Origin of the sequence: Nostoc commune NIES-4072, assembly GCF_003113895.1 — a bacterium.
Classification (GTDB): domain Bacteria; phylum Cyanobacteriota; class Cyanobacteriia; order Cyanobacteriales; family Nostocaceae; genus Nostoc; species Nostoc commune.
This window is the reverse complement of sequence record NZ_BDUD01000002.1, coordinates 347,267-364,583: the sequence shown is the minus strand read 5'-3', so window position 1 is coordinate 364,583 and position 17,317 is coordinate 347,267. Positions and strand designations below refer to the sequence as shown.

Sequence of the window (17,317 nt, the reverse complement as noted above, 5' to 3'; positions counted from 1 at the left end):
AATACAAATGACTAAGTTTCAAGAAAAACCTGCTCAATAATCATCAATAGTACTAGAACAACTGGGGCGTTTACTGGTATGTTTTGGAATGAAAGTGGGGTCAGTCAAGAAAAAATAAAGGTAATAGCTACTATATTGCAGCTTAAATGCCGTTCAGCTTTAAAAAAATACTGTAAAAGTACTTAAATAATGAACATCATTTTAATCGAAGTAAATCCTGATGACATCTCAATTAATGAAGATATCTTTCCTAATACTGAGAAAAATGGATTTATTTTTGAGCATCTTCGGTATTACTGCTCAAAATTTTATTCTTTACCAACTATTACTATAAAAGTTTGTGCTGAAGGCGTATTCGTAGTTCATGGACATCAATATTTATTAATTGCTAAAGAATTAAAACACCAGCATATTCGTGCTATAGTTGATAATTCTTCATCAGACAAGTATGTGCAAAGTTTCCTTAAAAAACCTTTTGTTGTTCAATTAGATTGGGAAGTAGCAAGGATTGAAGGAAATGATGAACTAGTTGAATATACATGGTATGTCTTTTTCTTTAAAAAGCAACTAAATCAAGAAGAAAAAAAACTTTTTGAAGAACACATTGTAGAGTTTTTCAAGCAGATTCAACTTCCTGGTTGGGCTAAAATACCAGACAATAGAATTATAAATCTCACTTATTATTTTTCTAATTATTGTGCTGAGTTTCAAGCGTATGTACCAACTGAAGATGAAAGATGGTATGCTGAGTCAATAAAAGTATTAGTTAAATTTCATTTAAACTGTGTTCCAATAGCTTCATTTCAAGGACGCAAATTTACATACGAATAAATAGTTAACTAGTGCTTACAAAAGTAATGGAGTTTCTTGCAAAAATGAATAATAAGTAGGTATAGGACTAATATTTGATTTCTGAAAAAGCTCTGTACATTTGAAGAGTCGTAAAATCAAAATTAGTGTGTTGGAGAAACTACTCAAACATCCATTTGAGATGAGAGAACGAAGGAATCAAAGCACAGAAACGCTTTAATGTAATGGCACTTTGAAAATTCCCTAAAGATTTCTTAACCTTTCCTGTTCTCTAAAAGAGTTGTCAATCTCACTCTCCTGGTTCACTACTCATTCCGATCAACCAGCAGCCCATCAACAACCGCAATCCCCCACTGCGGAAACTTCGCCAATAGTTTTTTAATCACAATTTGCAAAACCGGATCGTCACTCCAGCACTTTTGCAAGTACTCGAAGCCCGGATTCTGCCCCGAATTCGCCGCCACTTTAAGTATTTGCATACGCTCTGGTCGCGCATTTGACCTCGCAACAATCGCCTCATGCGACCATTTTTCAGATTGTGGCACGGGCGCGGCGCGGAACTTTCACCCTCATCAACTGCTTTGATTTCTACACCTAAAGCTGAATTTTAAACCAACAACATAGCAGAGTGATTCTGTTCTACTTGCCCTGGTGTTTGATTGGCGATCGCTACTCGTCCCCACATCAACACGAAGCACGCTAAATGCTAAATTTTATTTAGCTACCCAGTAGGAGTTTTCTTTTTCTTATGTGGTTCTGGTCTGCCGATTCAGTAGAACAAGAATTATTTGATTTGTACGCTCCAGCCCTGCGAACGCTTGGCGTAAATTTTAATGACGAGCAACTCCAAGACACTCTAGAAGCATCCAACTATGGTTTAGAAGATGCTTTCAGGAGCGCGATTGTTTATATGCTTTGGCTAGAAGAAAATCTCAAGCCCATCTACCCGACTGCGATACTAATCGAGGCGCTGGCAAATCAATGGCGCACCAAGTACTGGAAACCAGAGTATTTAGAACTTGAACAGTTGCTCTCTCCCGGAAAGCGCTGGTGGAGGGCAGCAGTGGATAAGTGGGGTTACGATGCGCGTAATCAACTGGTTGCAGACATATTTTACGACCACGGGCAGGAATTTATTAAGTTCCGAAATGGTAAAGAAATTCTAGTTGACACTGCTTATAAGTGGGGATGGGAGCGAGTCGCAGATTATGCGTCCCCGTTTTCAGAAAATAATTGGTCGCTTGGCAGTATTAATGCAAGGGAATCTTGATCTATAACCGTCAAGCAGCAATCGCTTTAGCTACACGCTATTCTGAGACAGTGTGATTTTTACCTTTCCCAATCCACCAACACCCCATCCACAATCGTAATCCCCCACTGCGGAAACTTCCCTAGTAGTTTTTTGATCACAATCTGCAAAGCCGGATCATCCCTCCAGCACTCTTGCAAGAAATCAAAACCAGGATTTTCCCCAACCTGAGAAGCCATCTTCAGTTTCTCCATTCGCAATAGTCTAGCTTGGGATCTCATGGCGATGTCTTTGGCGGTAAACAAAGCCTCACTAGATTTTTGCACCTGATAATTGACTACAGATATATTCCACTGCTTCTCAAACTTGGTGATGCTTGCCCTCATGCTGGCGTAATACTTGCTGTCTAGCAGATATTGAATTACCCACAATGGGGGGCATTCTCCAACGTTTGCTCTATCCAACCATTCAAATATCTCACTTTGATTTAATGACACGGGCGCTTGATTAGCGATCGCAGAATCTAGAGAAAATTCATTTTGAGCGACGGGCGCGGCGGAACAATTGCCTTCATGATCTACTTTATCCTCATCACCAGAAACCAAGTTTTCAGCCAACAAAGAAGCAGAAGGACGACTCGGTTCTATTTTTTGATATGCGATCGCTGAACTTAAACATTCTTCATTTTGTGCAACGGGCGCGGCGGAACAAGCACCTTCATGACATTCTCTTGGCTCAACACCACAATCCTGGTTTTCAGCCAGCAACGGAGCAGGTTGATTCGGTGCAGCATCCACAAGCGCCAGCATCGTGCAGTCTATTGCCGTAGGCAATTCTTCAAGTTCTGACGCGCTTTCGATATGTGAAGGCGACGCGCCCCTCAAGGGCGCATGAGCCGTTTCCTCAACACGCGGATTTCGAGCAAGCGCGTCAGAACCAACTACCATACGGGAGCAACGCGAAAAAGTGAGATCCTCGTGAAATAGGCAGGGGGGGCAGGGGGAGCAGGGGAAGCAGGGGGAGTAAAGAGAGAAAGTAGTAATTTTTGCTACCGACATACCCTGAAGTATACTTAATTTCTTTCTCTCCCCCTGCCTCCCCTGCCTCCCCTGCCTCCCCTGCTTGCCTACCTCACAAAATCGCATTGCTCCCCTACCATACCAACAACATTAGTTGGGTGTTGGTAGGTAGTTAAGGGGTAGTTAGAAACGTTGTTAGGTTTTTGGAACCCTTGCAAATCCTCACTTTTTTGACCATTCTTTTGGAATGATTCCAAATCAGGCTGGATTTGTTCCACTTTGGGGTAATTTTCATTCCGTCCGGGCGCATTCGTTTTCTCCCCGGCGTGGACGGTTTTCTCATCACAAGAATTGGTTCCCTCAGATGTGGACGATTCCCAATAAAAGCGATTGTAATAACCATGAAGATTACGAACACGATACCCAATCAACCCAGGTCTACCAGAGGGTAAGCGGCCAAACACTTCCTCAAACTGAAACAATCCTTGGGCAGTCAACGCCGCCCCTGCTTTTTGCAAAGATTTATAGGTGAGGTTGGTATCGAGTTTATGGGCAGAACCCCCAAATTGTTCAGCCGCCACGCTATCTAACCAAAGCTGCTGCACAGACGGAGGCTGTTGACGAACCCAGTTGATATCCTCAATTGATACTTTGCAATGTGGTCTAATCGATTTATCTTGCTTATTTGCCTCGCGTTCATTACGCTGTTTGCTGCCACCGTTGATTGCTTTTAACACTGTAGTCATAATTCCTCCTAAATTTTTCCATGACAATGTGAGCAGCATGGTTGCAATGCCGCGTTTAAGTTTTTTGGCTATTCTCAAAGCGAGTCTTTATCTACTGGTTCTCGCCCTGCCAGAATCGCAACTCTTCCCTGGAATAGCTTTGAGTCTTTTTCAACTCATTGCACCAGTGATCCCAGGCGACAACTACTTTGCCCTCTACCTCGTCTACAACTTCGCCCCTCTCCAAATACAGAGTTCGGTACGGGTCAGCATGAGCAACAGTAGAACCGATGCCAATTGTCCGAGGTTGAGTGGATGAGTTTTCCAGAGTTTTGATTAATTCTGTTTCTTGAGTAGTAAGTTCTGCCCAGTAATCCGACTTAATTACCTCGTACTCTTGGGCAACATTCCAAAACTCCTGCCAGTTACACCCAGGTTTAGCTAGCACTGACCTAATATCGCTAACAGCCTGGGGTAGCATTTCCAGTTGTTCGGCTCGATAAGCGATCGCAATTGGTGTCGGTTCGCTACCTAAAATTATTGCAGCAGCTTCAAGCGCCTGGGTGTTGTTCATCGCACTGGCGAGATTTTTCAAAGCCATGCCCATCAAGCGCAGACATTCTTGGGCATTCTCTTTGGGTGGTTCCTGTGCTAGTCTACTTAACTTACTTACGAACAACCGTCTTTACCTTTCCATGTTCCCTCCTTGCTTGCTCTTAGCAGGTCGGTTCCATACGAAAAAATACATAAATCAGTCTATTCATTCTTTTGTACTACATGTATAATACAAAATATATCGCCACTCAGTTGGTGATTGTTTGTCGCTTGAACAAAAGGAAATTTTATGATTCCCCGAACACGCATCCGAAATATTGGTATCTCTGCCCACATCGACTCTGGTAAAACTACGTTGTCAGAGCGAATTCTCTTCTACACGGGCAGAATCCACGCTATTGAGGAAGTGCGGGGAGGCGGTAAGGGTGCAACGATGGACTTTATGCCAGAAGAAAAACTACATGGTATAACCATCACTTCTGCTGCTACTACCTGCCAGTGGCACGATACCCAAATCAACTTGATTGATACACCTGGACACGTAGATTTCACAATAGAAGTGGAACGTGCCCTGCGGGTATTGGATGGGGCAGTGATGGTGCTGTGTGCTGTGGCGGGTGTGCAGTCCCAGTCCATTACGGTGGATCGGCAAATGAAGCGCTACCGAGTGCCGCGTTTGGCGTTCATCAACAAGATGGATCGGACGGGAGCAGATCCATTTCGTGTAGTACAGGGAATACGCGATCGCTTACAACTAAATGCAATATTGCTCCAGTACCCGATCGGCAGTGAAGACCAATTCCAGGGAGTGATCGACCTGGTAGAAATGACTGCTGACTACTTTGAAGGTGAAAACGGGGAAAACTGGCTGAAAAAGACAATTCCCGAATCACTTAGGGATGAAGCACAACAGGCACGCGAAAGATTGCTAGATACTTTGTCGCTGTTTTCAGAACCGATGACCGAGATGCTACTGGCGGGTGAGGAAATTCCTAAAGAATTAATTTGGGAAACCATCCGACAGGCAACCTTGAGCCTAAAATTCACGCCTGTACTGCTGGGTTCGGCATTCAAAAATAAAGGAGTGCAAAACTTATTGAATGCAGTTACGCTTTATCTACCATCTCCGATAGATAGAGAAGTGGTCAAAACCGCAGAGTCGGTTAGTGTCTACCCTAACCCTGATGCTTCCTTGGTGGCATTGGCATTTAAACTTACTGTTGAATCCTTTGGGCAGTTGACCTATACCCGGATTTACTCTGGGACGCTCAAACCCGGCGATACAGTCTACAACTCGCGGACTGAACAGCGAGTGCAAATCGGTCGCTTGGTGCGGATGCACGCCAATAAGCGAGAAGAATTAAAAGTTGCCGTTGCTGGGGATATTGTGGCTCTGTTGGGTGTGGATTGTGCTTCTGGTGATACATTCTGTTCTGGGGAACCACTGGTATCTCTAGAGAAGATGTTTGTGCCGGAACCAGTGATTACACTAGCGATTACGCCCAAAAAGCAGGAAGACAGCGATCGCATTTCCAAAGCACTCAATCGCTTTCAAAGGGAAGACCCTACCTTCCGTTTGAGCATTGACCCCGAATCAGGATCAACTCTGATTTCTGGGATGGGTGAACTCCACTTGGAAATCTACTTAGAACGCATCCAACGGGAATATAATGCCGAGGTCTACGTTGGTACTCCCGCCGTGGCGTACCGAGAAACCATTAGACAACAAGCAACCTTTGACTACCGATTTAAGAAACAGTCAGGCGGCCCCGGTCAGTACGCCCATATTACTGGGTGGATTGAACCCACAGATGAACCGTTTGTCTTTGAGAATCGGGTGATTGGGGGTGCGATTCCTAAAGAATATATCCCGGCGTGTGAGAAGGGTTTCCGTGAGGCGATGGAATCAGGACAATTGGAAGGCTATCCCGTAACTGGCGTGAAAGTTGTTTTGGATGGTGGTTCTTATCACCCAATTGACTCTTCAGAATTGGCTTTCCGGTCAGCGTCCCATCAGGCTATTGAAGGTGCGATCGCCAAAGCAAAACCCTACATCCTCGAACCCATAATGCTTGTAGAGGTGGAAACACCTAACGAGTTCATGGGAAGGGTTCAAGGTGACTTATCCTCCCGTCGAGGTTTGTTGTTGGGTTCTGAGACAATGCAGGGATATACGGTGATTCGAGCCGAAGTACCGCTAGCGCGAATGTTTGGGTATTCTACAGAATTGCGATCGCTTACTTCTGGTATGGCTACTTTTTCAATGGAGTTTGCCTGCTATCGCCAGTCCTGAACCTATTAGACATCTCCGAAAAAGAATTGTTTTGACGTGCAGTGCTATGTTTCTACAAGGGTTCTGGGTAACGCATATTTAATTTCTGGAGATGTCTAGTTCCCCGACTTCATAAAAGTTGTCGGGGATCTAACTTTTCGCAAATGATTTAGGACTGCTTTTCGGTTTTGGTCATCCCAATAATCCGATTGGATTGTCGTTAGTCGGAATTATTTTAGGGGTGCTTTACATCAAAACGCGCTCCCTAATTGTGCCTGTTACTTTTCATGTGCTAAATAACATTGTGGCTGTGTCAATGCAACTTTTACCCTCTAATTCATTGACGTACACTCCAGCAGAGCAACTGCAACAATTACGTTCTTCTTGGTGGCTTGGTATTGTACTTATGGCAATATCTTTAACTTTCTTATCGCGCTTCCTCTGGAGCAACTGGCCGAGCAAAGATACAGCCATTCCCTACTTGAGCAATGCTAACAAAAAAGAACAGTAAGGTATGGAAATACGCATTAAATTTAAGCAGGCACAGGGCATCAACAGCTTAATTGAAGACTAGTCATGAAAATTTTGCACAAGGAAACGAACTTACTGACACGAATGGTACTAAGAAAAGCTGAAATAATTGCCTGATTAAGAGGTTTAGAAAATTAATAGTCTTAAGATCGGAAATCAGAATAATCTACAACTCTCAGTTTGCGATGCCGAACGCATTGCGTCTCCAAGAGTTGGCGGGTGCTTGCGCCATCGCTGCTTCATTACTCACATATTTATTTCCAAATTAATTGGAAGCAGATTTTGCAGAACTACAAGTGACTGGTGACTGCTGCCAGTTTTTGTGAGGAGCGCCATTAGATGCGTTGGCTGTAAGTACTATCTCACCTTTAGTATTAGTTCGCCATCTAGTAGCCTCGACAATCGGTGCTGGTGTAGTAGTAGGTTTGATGGTAACAGGTGGACTCTTGTCTTCTCTGGTGCTGGGATTAAGACTCACCAAATCTACCTTCACTGCATCAGTGTTGAGGGCATCGCCTGGGTTAGGTGGCAAGCCGCCGCGTCCAGTGATTGTAAAACTGCTCTTAGCTAAATTTCCACCAGCTTGACAGGTCTGTGCTACTTGGGTGTCAACTGGTACTGTTGGCAGGTTGACTAAGCCACTGTTAGGGTCAATATCCGGCGTGTTAAGTTCTACAGTACCGTTTACACCAAATTCAGAACTAGCGGTAATATCACTCAGAGAAGTTGGGTTAGAGCGGGGTTGAATGCCATAGATACCAATGGCTCGAATATCTACTCTTCCACCACTGCCTGTGTAAGCATTCGCAGTAATATCGCTATTTTCGCTTGGGACAGCAACAATGAAGCCCGATGGGGCATCAATATTAATGTTGCCACCATTACCACCAGTTAGGGCTGTGCCTGCGGTGGTGGAAATGGAAGCGCCACGACGCAGAAGCAGTAAATCAGTTTGTAAGTTGATGTTGCCACCGTTACCTGATGCAGATTGGGCGTTAAGTATGCCACCGTTGTCTAAGGTAACTCTAGGTGAGGTGACGATAATATCTCCGGCAGTACCCGTCGGACTTTGGGAGTTAACAAACAAGCCACTGTTAAAGTTTGAACTTTTACCAGAAATGGTAAGAAAATCAGCAGCATTAACTTTAATTGTGCCTGCATTACCTTGTCCAAGTGTTTCGGCAGTCAGTAGAGCGCCATCAAGTAATGAGAATAAACCAGAATCGATGGTAATGCTACCCCCATTGCCAACTGTCCCAGTTTCCACCTTGCTGCTAATCCCACTGGGAAAACCATTTTTCTCCCCAGTAATATCAACAACGCCAGTAACATTAACATTGACATTCCCCGCATCCCCTTGTCCTGCTAGCTGGTTAGCAAATGTACCGCGAGTAAAAGTTAACAGGCTTGCGCCATTGATTAGTGACAGCGTTGCAGCATTGATGTCGATATTGCCACCTTTACCGACACCTCCTGCTTCCACCGTGCTAAAGATGGAAGCATTATTTGAAAGAGAAACAGCATCTCGTGCCTGCACTGTCACATCCCCTGCATTTCCAAGTCCCGAAGTTGAGGTAGCAAGAAAAGCGCCATTTTGTAACGAGAAGGAACCAGAATCGATAGTAATGTTACCTCCATTACCTTCTGTCCCCGTACTCACCCGGCTGGAAATCCCACTAAAAAAACCATTTTTCTCCCCAAGAATATCAATAGCGCCAGTAATATTAACATCAACATTCCCCGCATCGCCCCTTCCTGCTGGCGCTGTTGCAGATGCTTCACGAGTAAGGGTTTGCAGTTGAGCGCCATTAAATAGTGATAGTGTTGCAGCATTGATATCGATATTGCCACCTTTACCTACACCCCCTGATTCCACCGTGCTGAAGATGGTAGCATTATCTGCAAGAGAAACAGAATTTCGAGATCGCACTGTCACATTCCCCGCATTCCCTTGTCCAAGAGTTGAGGCTTGAAGTCCAGCGCGATCGCGTAATGAGAAGTCACCAGAATAGATAGTAATGTTGCCCCCATTGCCAACTGTGCCAGTTTCCACCGAGCTGGCAATCCCACTGTTAAAACCATTTTTCTCCCCAGCGATATTAACAGCACCAGTAACATTCACATTGACATTCCCCGCATCTCCCCGTCCTGTTGGCTGGGTAGGAGATGCACTACGAGTAAAGGTTTGCAGTTGAGCGCCATCAATTAATGATAAAGTTGCAGCATTAATATCGATATTGCCACCTTTACCTACACCCCCTGATTCCACTGTGGTGAAGATGGTAGCATCTGCAAGAGAAACAGCATTTCGAGATCGCACTGTGACATTCCCCGCATTCCCTTGTCCATAAGTTGAGGTAGAAAGTCTAGCGCGATCACGTAACAAGAAGGAACCAGAGCCGATAGTAATGTTACCCCCATTGCCAACTGTTCCTGTTTCCACCTGACTCAAAATCGCACTGTTAATACCATTTTTCTCCCCAGCAATATCAACAGCGCCAGTAACATTCACATTGACATTCCCTGCATCCCCCCGTCCTGCTGGTTGGGTAGCAAATGCTTCACCAGTGAGGGTTTGCAGTTGAGCGCCATTAAATAGTGATAGTGTTGCAGCATTGATGTCGATATTGCCACCTTTACCTACACCTCCTGCTGACACCGTGGTGAAGATGACAGCATATTCAAGGGAAACAGCATCAAGGGATCGCACTGTGACATTCCCCGCATTTCCTTGTCCCAATGTTGAGGCAGCAAGTTCAGCGCGATTAGATAGTGATAGTGTTGCGGCATTGATATCGATATTGCCACCTTTACCTGCACCCCCAGATTCCACTGTACTGAGGATGGAAGCATTATTTGCAAGAGAAACAGCATCAAGAGATCGCACTGTGACATTCCCCGCATTCCCTTGTCCAAAAGTTGAGGCAACAAGTCGAGCGCCATTGCGTAATGAGAATAAACCAGAATCGATAGTAATGTTACCTCCATTGCCAACTGCCCCCATTCCCACTAGGCTGTAAATCTCACTTAAACTGTTTTTACCCCCAGCAATATCAACAGCGCCAGTAACATTAACATTGACATTTCCCGCATTCCCTTGTCCAAAAGTTGAGGCAGCAAGTTGAGCATCATCCGATAGTGATAGTGTTGCAGCATTAATATCGATATTGCCACCTTTCCCTATACCTCGTACCGTGCTGAGGATGTAGGCATTACCTGCAAGAGAAATAGCATCTCGCGTCCGCACTGTGACATTCCCCGCATTCCCTTGTCCAAAAGTTGAGGCAGCAAGTTGAGCATCATCCGATAGTGATAGTGTTGCAGCATTAATGTCGATATTGCCGCCTTTACCTATACCTCCTGATTGCACGGTGCTAAGGATGTAGGCATTACCTGCAAGAGAAATAGCATCTCGCGTTCGCAGTGTCACATTCCCCGCATTCCCTTGTCCAGAAGTTGAGGCTTGAAGTCCAGCGAGATCGCGTAATGAGAAGGAACCAGAATCGATAGTAATGTTGCCCCCATTGCCAAGTGACCCCGTTTTCACATAATTAACAGCTGCACTGCGAGATGCAACTTTGATTTCCCCGGTAGCATTAAGCGTAATATCTCCCCCAATTGTTTGAGGTGTCCCCAAATCTTTTCCAATACCAGCACTTAAAAGACTTCCTCTCAATATGTCTAGATTTCTAGCATTGACTACAATATTACCGCCACCAGCAGCTTCTACAAAAACACGAGCATTATTAGTAAAAGATATATCTGTTCGCGCAATATTCTCAGGAAATCTCAAGCTGAGATTATCGCCATCTACACCCAGTGCTACACTACCAGGTTCGCCCAATCCTCCTAATTCCACTCGTCCACCAAAAGCATTTAATCGTCCCCCATCCACCCTGACATTACCACCCACCAGCAGCAAACTTTTTCCATCTGGTACTCGTAAACCAAATGCATCAATACCTGCCGGATCTGTTCCTGCAAATGCAACTGAGCTATTTTGAATCGCTGCGTTTTGATTAATTTGATTAAACAATAATGCTGAAGGATTAACAGTCAACAAGGGGGAAGGGATATTTTTCTCAGTAGCGCTAAAAAATCCTCGATTTTCAAATTGCAGTGCATTCGCTGTAGTCCCAACAAAAGAACCACCAATATTCAATTGGGCATTCTGACCAAAAATAATCCCGTTGGGATTTATTAAAAACAGGTTAGCCGTGCCGTTAGCGCGAATTATCCCATCAATAGTAGAAGCTGACCCACCTGTTACTCGACCAATAATATTTTGAATATCTAGAGCATTATTAAAAGAAGCAGTGCCACCAGTATTCACAGAAAACTCACCAAAACTGTGAAACAAATTACCACCAGCTTGAGTTCCTCCAGTAATGTTAAACGTGTTACCTTCTCTTGTGACGCTAGAGTTATTTGGTAAAGTGCTATCTGGAGTAATTTGAGCGTTTGCATAATCAATGGTACAAAAGCTGACACCGAAAGCGATAGTCGCTAAAGCACCCCAATGAGTAAAACCCAAACCTGACATTGCTTGCCTCCACTAATAGCAGCAGCCAACTTTAGTTAAGCATAAATCAAGTTACTAGCTACTAATTAGGCTACTAGGTTTTTGCCTGAAAACTCCAGTTTTTCGCAAGAACTTGGTAACTTGACAAAACTTTACTTTATAAAGTTCTCGAACTACCGCTCACGCTACCCCTCCCACTTCACCAACACCCCATCCACAATCGCAATCCCCCACTGCGGAAACTTCACCAGCAGCTTCTTGATCACAATCTGCAAAGCAGGGTCATTCCAGCACTCTTGCAAAAAGTCAAACCCCGGATTCTGCCCTGAATTCGCCGCTACTTTGAGTTTTTGCATACGCTCAGGTCGAATCTGCGACCTTGCAACTATCGCCTCATGTGACCATTTTTCAGCGCTGGTGACGGGCGCGACGGAACCTTCACCCTCATCAACTGCTTTGACTTCTACACCCGAAACCGAGTTTTCAGCCAACAACGAAGCGGAATTACTTTGTTCTACTTGCCCCTGAGTTTGATTAGCGTAGACGTGAAACGGCTTGTCGCTAGACATCGCTAAAGTTGAAGAAAATTCATTTTTAGCGACGGACGCGGCGGAACAAGTACCTTCATGATAAATTGTCGCCTCAACACCACAATCCTGATTTTCAGCCAGTAACGAAGCACATTCCCCCCGTGCATCATCCACAAGCGCCAGCGTCGTGCAGTCCATTGCCACAGGTAAGTCTTTCTCTTTCTCTGACACGCTTTCAAGAGTCTGAGGCGACGCGCCCCTCAAGGGCGCATGAGCCGTCTCCTCGTCACGCGAATTTCCTGTAAGCGTGTCAGAGAAACATCTCACCAACTCATTTGATGAGTTGGTGAGATGTTCCTGAGTAGTTCGTGAGTGTTTCTGAAATGCTTTCTCTGACTGACTTTCTCCTAAAATAGACGCTTCATACAAAGCACCCATTTCTTCAGAGCCAGCATCTTTGTCTGAAATTTCAGCATTTAATTCTCGTTTTTCAGCATCTGGTTGCTGATTTTCGGCATTAGCTTTCTCCCAAAAGTCCCTAATTCTGCTTCCATGTAAATTCTTGACAGTCCACCTCACAGTTTCCCGGCCATCTTCTATGGACTTGTCGGGCTTGAAAATAAACAACCCGCTTTCGGAAAGAATTTTCTTTGCAGAGATAAAAGTACTGTACCCTAAAGCAGAAGTTAGAGGCATCCACCGGGAGCCATAAGGGTCAGCCGTCCAACACTCCTGCCACAATTGCGTAACTGAAGGCTTTTGCTGCGATGCCCACAACATATCTTCTATGGGAATAATCACATGAAGCCGCTTATACGGTGATTGTGCTTTAGCAGCAGCCTTTTTGAGCTTGGGACGAGTAATAGTTGCAGTCATCTTTCAATCTCCTATTTATATTGACGCACGGAAATATCCCCCACTGTGATGCGAGGCTTGATACGTGCATTTATTTGTCTAAAAAGCTACTGATGCAATGAAAGCCTATTGAGGCAGCCAGAATCGCAATTCATCTCGGAAATACCTGTCAGTCTTTTTTGATTGCTCCTTCCAACAATCCCAGGCAACCACAAGTTCCTCGCCCAAATCGTCTACAACTTCACCTCTTTCCACATACAAAGTACGGTATGGGTCAGCGTGAGCAACGATAGAGCCAAGCCCGATTGTGTCCGGTTTAGTAGATGCCATTTGAAGTGCGGTAATTAACTCTGTTTCCTGGGTAGTCAATTCTGCTAGATAATCTGATTTAATCACCTCATACTCTTGCGCCACTGCCCAATAGTCCAGCCATGTACACCCAGGTTTAGTTAGCACTGCCCTAATGTCGCTAACTGCCTGGGGTAGCATTTCCAATTGCTCGGCTCGGTAGGCGATCGCAGATGGTGTTGGTTCACTTCCCAGAATTATCGCTGCTGCCTTCAATGCTTGCGTATTGTTCATAGCACTGGCAAGGTTTTTCAAAGCCATGCCCATCAACCGTAGACATTCTTGGGCATTCTCTTTTGGGGGTTTCTGGGCCAGCGATCGCAGATCAATAGTTTTTTCCAGAGCTTGTTTAACTTGCTTGTTCAACGCTTTGGTAGCTTGCTGGGTCATGGTATTTCCCCATTCTTGAGAAGGGCGTTGCTCTACGGCGTGTTCTAATTCTTGGATACGTTGTTGGAGTTGCTGATTCTCAATCTCCAGCTTTCTCAACCCTTCCATTTCATCCAGCCGTTGCTGTAACTGGATATTTTCTTCTTTCTGTTGTTTAAAGAGTTGTTGCAGAGATTGGATTTGCTCTTGCACTTGTTCTTCTGCTCTGGCTGTGGCCTCTGACTGTAGCCCAATCCTCAATTCCTGCTGTAAACGCTCTAGCTCCTGCTGGTGTTGCTCTTTAAGTGCTGCGATTGCCTCAGAATATTCTGCGGGGTAAGTACGCTCCCTGGGGAATGGAACGCTTGGGGCATCCAACTCAGCATTGTTGATTAACAGCCTCTCGCCATCAGCAAAGGTAACAATCTGTTGCCAACGATTTGGTGCGTCTGCCTCAATGGTTCCCTCTTCTCCATACCTTGGGTGTGACTGTTGTGAAACTGTGACAATAGCTTTTTGAGGAACCACTGGTTCTTGAATTTTGGGAACCAATGGTTCCTGAATAGATTGCCTTTTGCGTGGAAGTTGAGGAACTACAATATTTGCAGCAGCCGCAAAGTCTAAAACACTAGGGGACGGGTTATCTTTCAGAGCGAGCGTTACAGCTTGTTTTAGTTTCTCTGGTTCCTTAACTAAGCGAAGTAACGGACGAGCCTGACGCTCGTTTTTGATGTGTCCGCCCAACTCACTAACTGCGTCTATGACCTTTTTGGCTCCTAGCAGTTGGTTGATTCGTCGGTATCCGCCCCAGGCGTATAATTCACGCTGGCAGTATTCTGAAAAACTTTTATAGCCAGCTTGCAGGTAAAGCTGTTGTTCCCTCATCTGGAGAATTTCATCTACCGCTTGCCACTCGAACCTATCGATGGCAGCGAAGGTTTCCTGGATACTGGTGTTGAGGTTGCTGTAATCGAGTGCTGTTGTTTGTTCTCTGTCTAGTGTCAGCATATCTCTTGCCCACTATGTATGGTAAATGCTTGAAAGTTGGGGTGTTGCAGTTTAACCAAAGTGAACAAGGTAGCTGTAAGATGGATTTTTCCAAAAATGTGTCAGCATTATAGTTAGTTCACTTTGTGGTGAATAAATTGAACGGGCGATCGCATTGCTTGCCGGCGGCGATCGCTTTTGCTATGCAATTAAGAGCAATACTAGATTTACAGACTTTGGAATAATCTTAATCATCTTGAGTTATTCTGGTGCTTGTATTGGAATATTATAATACCAAACCAATACAAGCAAGACCTTTAAAAGTTAACCCGCCTACATTAACTGTTGGCGGGCCTTTCTTTAAGCAATTTCAGCAATTGTTCATGAGTTTGCCTGAGAGAACGATTTTCCTCTCTCAGGCGGCCGATTCCCCCATAATATCCCCCTCTTTTAAAGCCTGTTCTATGGCCTCTACACGTTTCTTGAGATCAACAACGTCAATACCTCCAGCAACTCCAAGATATCCATCAATCCAGTTTGTAAGAACTTCGGTAACGTTTTTGTTCTCGCTTTTGACCTTAGCAACAAAATCTGCTTTTTTGCTTGGATCAATTTCAATCGAAATAAAAGTCCTTTCTCTCTTCGCCATATAGTCGTATCAAGCCTCGTTAAGAATGCCTACCACAAAACTATCAAGCTGTGGCGGTATTGGCAACTGTATTGTTTTTGGTATTGACAAAGTATCGTCAATGGCAATACACTATATAAATATAAGGGCAAGGAAATGCAACCGCCTGCACCCGAACGCAAAAAGGGTTTGCACTATCTGAACTTTGACAGCACAATCCAAAGTGACTGCTTGATGAGTAACCGAGGCACTGGCACAACCAGAGAAGGCGAGGGGTACACAGCATGGAAATGGATTTGCACTGAATAAGAAATTACTAGCAGGACGACGGACAACAGTTAAAGCCTTTGAAGCCATACACGTCGCCTGATACGCTGTATCTCCTGTTTTGGTATTACTCAAGTGCCACTGGCTTTGAGTCACAAATATATGGCTACGCCAAATCTTTTTGAGAGCGTTGTGCTAAACCACAACGTTCTTTGCACACATAACAAAGGCGATCGCTGGGCCTGAGAAACTTCACGATCGCCTTTTCCCCTATCACGGAGATTTCCATTATGAACTATACAACACATACACAGCAAGCAATTTCTAGTTCTTCTGTTGACGAGCAAGCCCTCGCCCAAGCAGAACTAAACCACCTTCTCGAAACCCAAGCCCAAGCCGTAGCCAGGGTAAGCGCATCTAATTTTGTAGCTCTTGATACAGACAAAAAGCTTAAAACTCTATCTGAATATCAGTTTTTCATTCAAAATAGGACAAATTGTCGTAAATGATTGAAAAAACATGGGTCAAATAGCTTTTTATGTTTTTTGACCACATAAATACGAAAATGTCAATCCCACCCCTTGGCTCAGTGTAGTAATTTTGAACTTATTTGTGCTTTGGTTGAACCCCAAAACCACCGTGTCAATAGGGTTTGAGATGCGCTAACCCTGGCTGGTACTCCTAAAAAGACTGAACAAACACAGAACAATATTAGACCCCGCAAAGACAATCAACAGTATAGAGTTCAGCCACCAAAACAAGCTGTAACTGCACCATCAATCAACCCAAAAGATTTGCGAGTCAAAGAAGTTCGCACACTTTTAAATTATCCGTTGGATTTAGTCAAAGAGTGGCTGCATTCTCAAAATGTGACTAGTCCGAGTGAGCTTGGTTCTCTTCAAATTGATGAACTAGTGAAAACTATGTGTTTGGCTTGGTCTGGGAATAAGTTTGGACATCCTGATCATGCTGTTAATTCTTATCAGAAACACGTAATTGATGCTGTCTTGCGAGGTGTTTCTGAGATGGAAGTAATTCAAGCATGGATGGAAGGAGCGCTTGCACAATTACCTGAATTTAATTGAAGTAAACATTTCTTCTCATAACACTGATAGGAAAAATATTATGCCGAGAAAATCCACTCATTCTATTCCTACTGACCAGTCCTCACTATGCCTACAGTATCTGCGTCGTTGCGGAGGTAGCGCTCGATTGTGCAGTATCAAATTTAGTCTGGGAGTGATTCAAACATTGGTAAATCAAAAGTTGGTAAAGATTAATAATACTGGTGCAGGATTTTTTGTTGAATTGGAGGATGCTAAATGAAAACACAGAAAGCTACTTATCAATCATCTTTGCCTTCAAATACTCGTAATAAATTAGTTCTACGCCGGACTCGAAAAAGATTCAACCCCAGAATTCTTCTCGATCGCATCATAGAAACAACTGCAATTGTATCTTTACTTTTTACCGGATTTGCAGGAGTAGGGGCGATGGGCTGCTGGGGAATGGAGATTGCTACGAGTTCTCATTACTGGCAGCAGCAGAAAAGTATTTGCTTAGGTGCAATGCTAATTGGATTCTCTGGCTTTTTTGGCAGCGCTTTGGTTGGGGCAAGTCTCAGTATTCGTCAAGACAAGTTTTAGAAGG

Annotated in this window: 17 protein-coding genes and 2 pseudogenes; 10 read left to right on the top strand and 9 right to left on the bottom strand. The window is 44.3% G+C overall.

Annotated elements, in window-relative coordinates; translation table 11 throughout:
- Positions 1–189: 189 nt before the first annotated feature.
- Positions 190–831 (top strand): hypothetical protein, encoded by a 642-nt coding sequence (locus CDC33_RS34045; RefSeq protein WP_109013033.1) that lies wholly within the window; start codon positions 190–192, stop codon positions 829–831.
- A 67-nt stretch (positions 832–898) separates the two neighbouring features.
- Here the strand turns inward: CDC33_RS34045 and CDC33_RS34040 are convergent.
- Positions 899–1,027: pseudogene (locus CDC33_RS34040) on the bottom strand (IS630 family transposase); the annotation flags it as partial.
- Between the two features lie 88 nt (positions 1,028–1,115).
- The gene (locus tag CDC33_RS34035; RefSeq protein ID WP_109013032.1) at positions 1,116–1,355 is read right to left on the bottom strand and encodes a hypothetical protein; all 240 of its coding nucleotides are present in this window, start codon (positions 1,353–1,355) and stop codon (positions 1,116–1,118) included.
- Between the two features lie 203 nt (positions 1,356–1,558).
- Here CDC33_RS34035 and CDC33_RS34030 point away from each other — a divergent pair, with 203 nt between their 5' ends.
- Complete coding sequence (locus CDC33_RS34030) at positions 1,559–2,080, top strand: hypothetical protein (protein ID WP_109013031.1); 522 nt, start codon at positions 1,559–1,561, stop codon at positions 2,078–2,080.
- Positions 2,081–2,139: 59 nt separating this feature from the next.
- Here the strand turns inward: CDC33_RS34030 and CDC33_RS40880 are convergent, their stop codons facing one another.
- The 3 genes from CDC33_RS40880 to CDC33_RS34015 all read right to left on the bottom strand — a co-directional run bounded on the left by CDC33_RS40880 (position 2,140) and on the right by CDC33_RS34015 (position 4,482).
- The gene (locus CDC33_RS40880) at positions 2,140–3,006 is read right to left on the bottom strand and encodes a hypothetical protein (RefSeq protein WP_244919490.1); all 867 of its coding nucleotides are present in this window, start codon (positions 3,004–3,006) and stop codon (positions 2,140–2,142) included.
- A 179-nt stretch (positions 3,007–3,185) separates the two neighbouring features.
- A complete protein-coding gene (locus tag CDC33_RS34020) occupies positions 3,186–3,824 on the bottom strand; it encodes a hypothetical protein (RefSeq protein ID WP_181374307.1) in 639 nt (212 codons plus the stop codon).
- A 91-nt stretch (positions 3,825–3,915) separates the two neighbouring features.
- Complete coding sequence (locus CDC33_RS34015) at positions 3,916–4,482, bottom strand: hypothetical protein (RefSeq protein ID WP_369694407.1); 567 nt, start codon at positions 4,480–4,482, stop codon at positions 3,916–3,918.
- A 165-nt stretch (positions 4,483–4,647) separates the two neighbouring features.
- On the opposite strand from CDC33_RS34015, the gene fusA reads away from it, so the two are divergent.
- The 3 genes and pseudogenes from fusA (at position 4,648) to CDC33_RS40870 (ending at position 7,141) form a co-directional block, all read left to right on the top strand.
- Complete coding sequence (gene fusA / locus CDC33_RS34010) at positions 4,648–6,651, top strand: elongation factor G (RefSeq protein WP_109013030.1); 2,004 nt, start codon at positions 4,648–4,650, stop codon at positions 6,649–6,651.
- Positions 6,652–6,805: 154 nt separating this feature from the next.
- Positions 6,806–6,925, top strand: a pseudogene (locus CDC33_RS41450) (CPBP family glutamic-type intramembrane protease); the annotation flags it as partial.
- A 21-nt stretch (positions 6,926–6,946) separates the two neighbouring features.
- Positions 6,947–7,141 (top strand): hypothetical protein, encoded by a 195-nt coding sequence (locus CDC33_RS40870; RefSeq protein WP_244919566.1) that lies wholly within the window; start codon positions 6,947–6,949, stop codon positions 7,139–7,141.
- A gap of 285 nt (positions 7,142–7,426) precedes the next feature.
- Here the strand turns inward: CDC33_RS40870 and CDC33_RS34000 are convergent, their stop codons facing one another.
- The 4 genes from CDC33_RS34000 to CDC33_RS33985 all read right to left on the bottom strand — a co-directional run bounded on the left by CDC33_RS34000 (position 7,427) and on the right by CDC33_RS33985 (position 15,421).
- On the bottom strand, positions 7,427–11,704 hold the full coding sequence (locus CDC33_RS34000; RefSeq protein ID WP_109013028.1) for a two-partner secretion domain-containing protein: 4,278 nt from the start codon (positions 11,702–11,704) through the stop codon (positions 7,427–7,429).
- Between the two features lie 164 nt (positions 11,705–11,868).
- Positions 11,869–13,089 carry a hypothetical protein gene (locus tag CDC33_RS39490; RefSeq protein ID WP_181374306.1) on the bottom strand — a complete coding sequence of 407 codons (1,221 nt, stop codon included), beginning with the start codon at positions 13,087–13,089 and terminating at the stop codon, positions 11,869–11,871.
- 105 nt (positions 13,090–13,194) lie between these two features.
- Entirely contained in the window at positions 13,195–14,793 is a 1,599-nt protein-coding gene (locus CDC33_RS33990) for a hypothetical protein (protein WP_109013027.1), read from the bottom strand.
- A 394-nt stretch (positions 14,794–15,187) separates the two neighbouring features.
- Entirely contained in the window at positions 15,188–15,421 is a 234-nt protein-coding gene (locus tag CDC33_RS33985; RefSeq protein WP_069071877.1) for a hypothetical protein, read from the bottom strand.
- Between the two features lie 135 nt (positions 15,422–15,556).
- Between CDC33_RS33985 and CDC33_RS39485 the strand changes: the two genes are divergently transcribed.
- The 5 genes from CDC33_RS39485 (at position 15,557) to CDC33_RS33965 (ending at position 17,313) form a co-directional block, all read left to right on the top strand.
- Entirely contained in the window at positions 15,557–15,709 is a 153-nt protein-coding gene (locus CDC33_RS39485; RefSeq protein ID WP_181374305.1) for a hypothetical protein, read from the top strand.
- Positions 15,710–15,957: 248 nt separating this feature from the next.
- A complete protein-coding gene (locus CDC33_RS33980; protein ID WP_109013026.1) occupies positions 15,958–16,176 on the top strand; it encodes a hypothetical protein in 219 nt (72 codons plus the stop codon).
- Between the two features lie 285 nt (positions 16,177–16,461).
- On the top strand, positions 16,462–16,752 hold the full coding sequence (locus CDC33_RS33975; RefSeq protein ID WP_181374304.1) for a hypothetical protein: 291 nt from the start codon (positions 16,462–16,464) through the stop codon (positions 16,750–16,752).
- A 40-nt stretch (positions 16,753–16,792) separates the two neighbouring features.
- Positions 16,793–16,993, top strand: a complete 201-nt coding sequence (locus CDC33_RS33970) for a hypothetical protein (protein WP_109013025.1) — start codon at positions 16,793–16,795, stop codon at positions 16,991–16,993.
- Positions 16,990–17,313 (top strand): hypothetical protein, encoded by a 324-nt coding sequence (locus CDC33_RS33965; protein WP_109013024.1) that lies wholly within the window; start codon positions 16,990–16,992, stop codon positions 17,311–17,313. Before CDC33_RS33970 ends, CDC33_RS33965 begins: the two co-directional genes overlap by 4 nt.
- Positions 17,314–17,317: the final 4 nt, after the last annotated feature.

What these genes read in the sequence shown, in the direction of transcription:
- CDC33_RS34045 (WP_109013033.1), top strand. Translation starts at nt 190, where the DNA reads ATGAACATCATTTTAATCGAAGTAAATCCTGATGACATCTCAATTAAT.
- CDC33_RS34030 (WP_109013031.1), top strand. Translation starts at nt 1,559, where the DNA reads ATGTGGTTCTGGTCTGCCGATTCAGTAGAACAAGAATTATTTGATTTG.
- CDC33_RS40880 (WP_244919490.1), bottom strand. Translation starts at nt 3,006, where the DNA reads ATGGTAGTTGGTTCTGACGCGCTTGCTCGAAATCCGCGTGTTGAGGAA.
- CDC33_RS34020 (WP_181374307.1), bottom strand. Translation starts at nt 3,824, where the DNA reads ATGACTACAGTGTTAAAAGCAATCAACGGTGGCAGCAAACAGCGTAAT.
- fusA (WP_109013030.1), top strand. Translation starts at nt 4,648, where the DNA reads ATGATTCCCCGAACACGCATCCGAAATATTGGTATCTCTGCCCACATC.
- CDC33_RS40870 (WP_244919566.1), top strand. Translation starts at nt 6,947, where the DNA reads ATGCAACTTTTACCCTCTAATTCATTGACGTACACTCCAGCAGAGCAA.
- CDC33_RS34000 (WP_109013028.1), bottom strand. Translation starts at nt 11,704, where the DNA reads ATGTCAGGTTTGGGTTTTACTCATTGGGGTGCTTTAGCGACTATCGCT.
- CDC33_RS39490 (WP_181374306.1), bottom strand. Translation starts at nt 13,089, where the DNA reads ATGACTGCAACTATTACTCGTCCCAAGCTCAAAAAGGCTGCTGCTAAA.
- CDC33_RS33990 (WP_109013027.1), bottom strand. Translation starts at nt 14,793, where the DNA reads ATGCTGACACTAGACAGAGAACAAACAACAGCACTCGATTACAGCAAC.
- CDC33_RS33985 (WP_069071877.1), bottom strand. Translation starts at nt 15,421, where the DNA reads ATGGCGAAGAGAGAAAGGACTTTTATTTCGATTGAAATTGATCCAAGC.
- CDC33_RS39485 (WP_181374305.1), top strand. Translation starts at nt 15,557, where the DNA reads ATGCAACCGCCTGCACCCGAACGCAAAAAGGGTTTGCACTATCTGAAC.
- CDC33_RS33980 (WP_109013026.1), top strand. Translation starts at nt 15,958, where the DNA reads ATGAACTATACAACACATACACAGCAAGCAATTTCTAGTTCTTCTGTT.
- CDC33_RS33970 (WP_109013025.1), top strand. Translation starts at nt 16,793, where the DNA reads ATGCCGAGAAAATCCACTCATTCTATTCCTACTGACCAGTCCTCACTA.
- CDC33_RS33965 (WP_109013024.1), top strand. Translation starts at nt 16,990, where the DNA reads ATGAAAACACAGAAAGCTACTTATCAATCATCTTTGCCTTCAAATACT.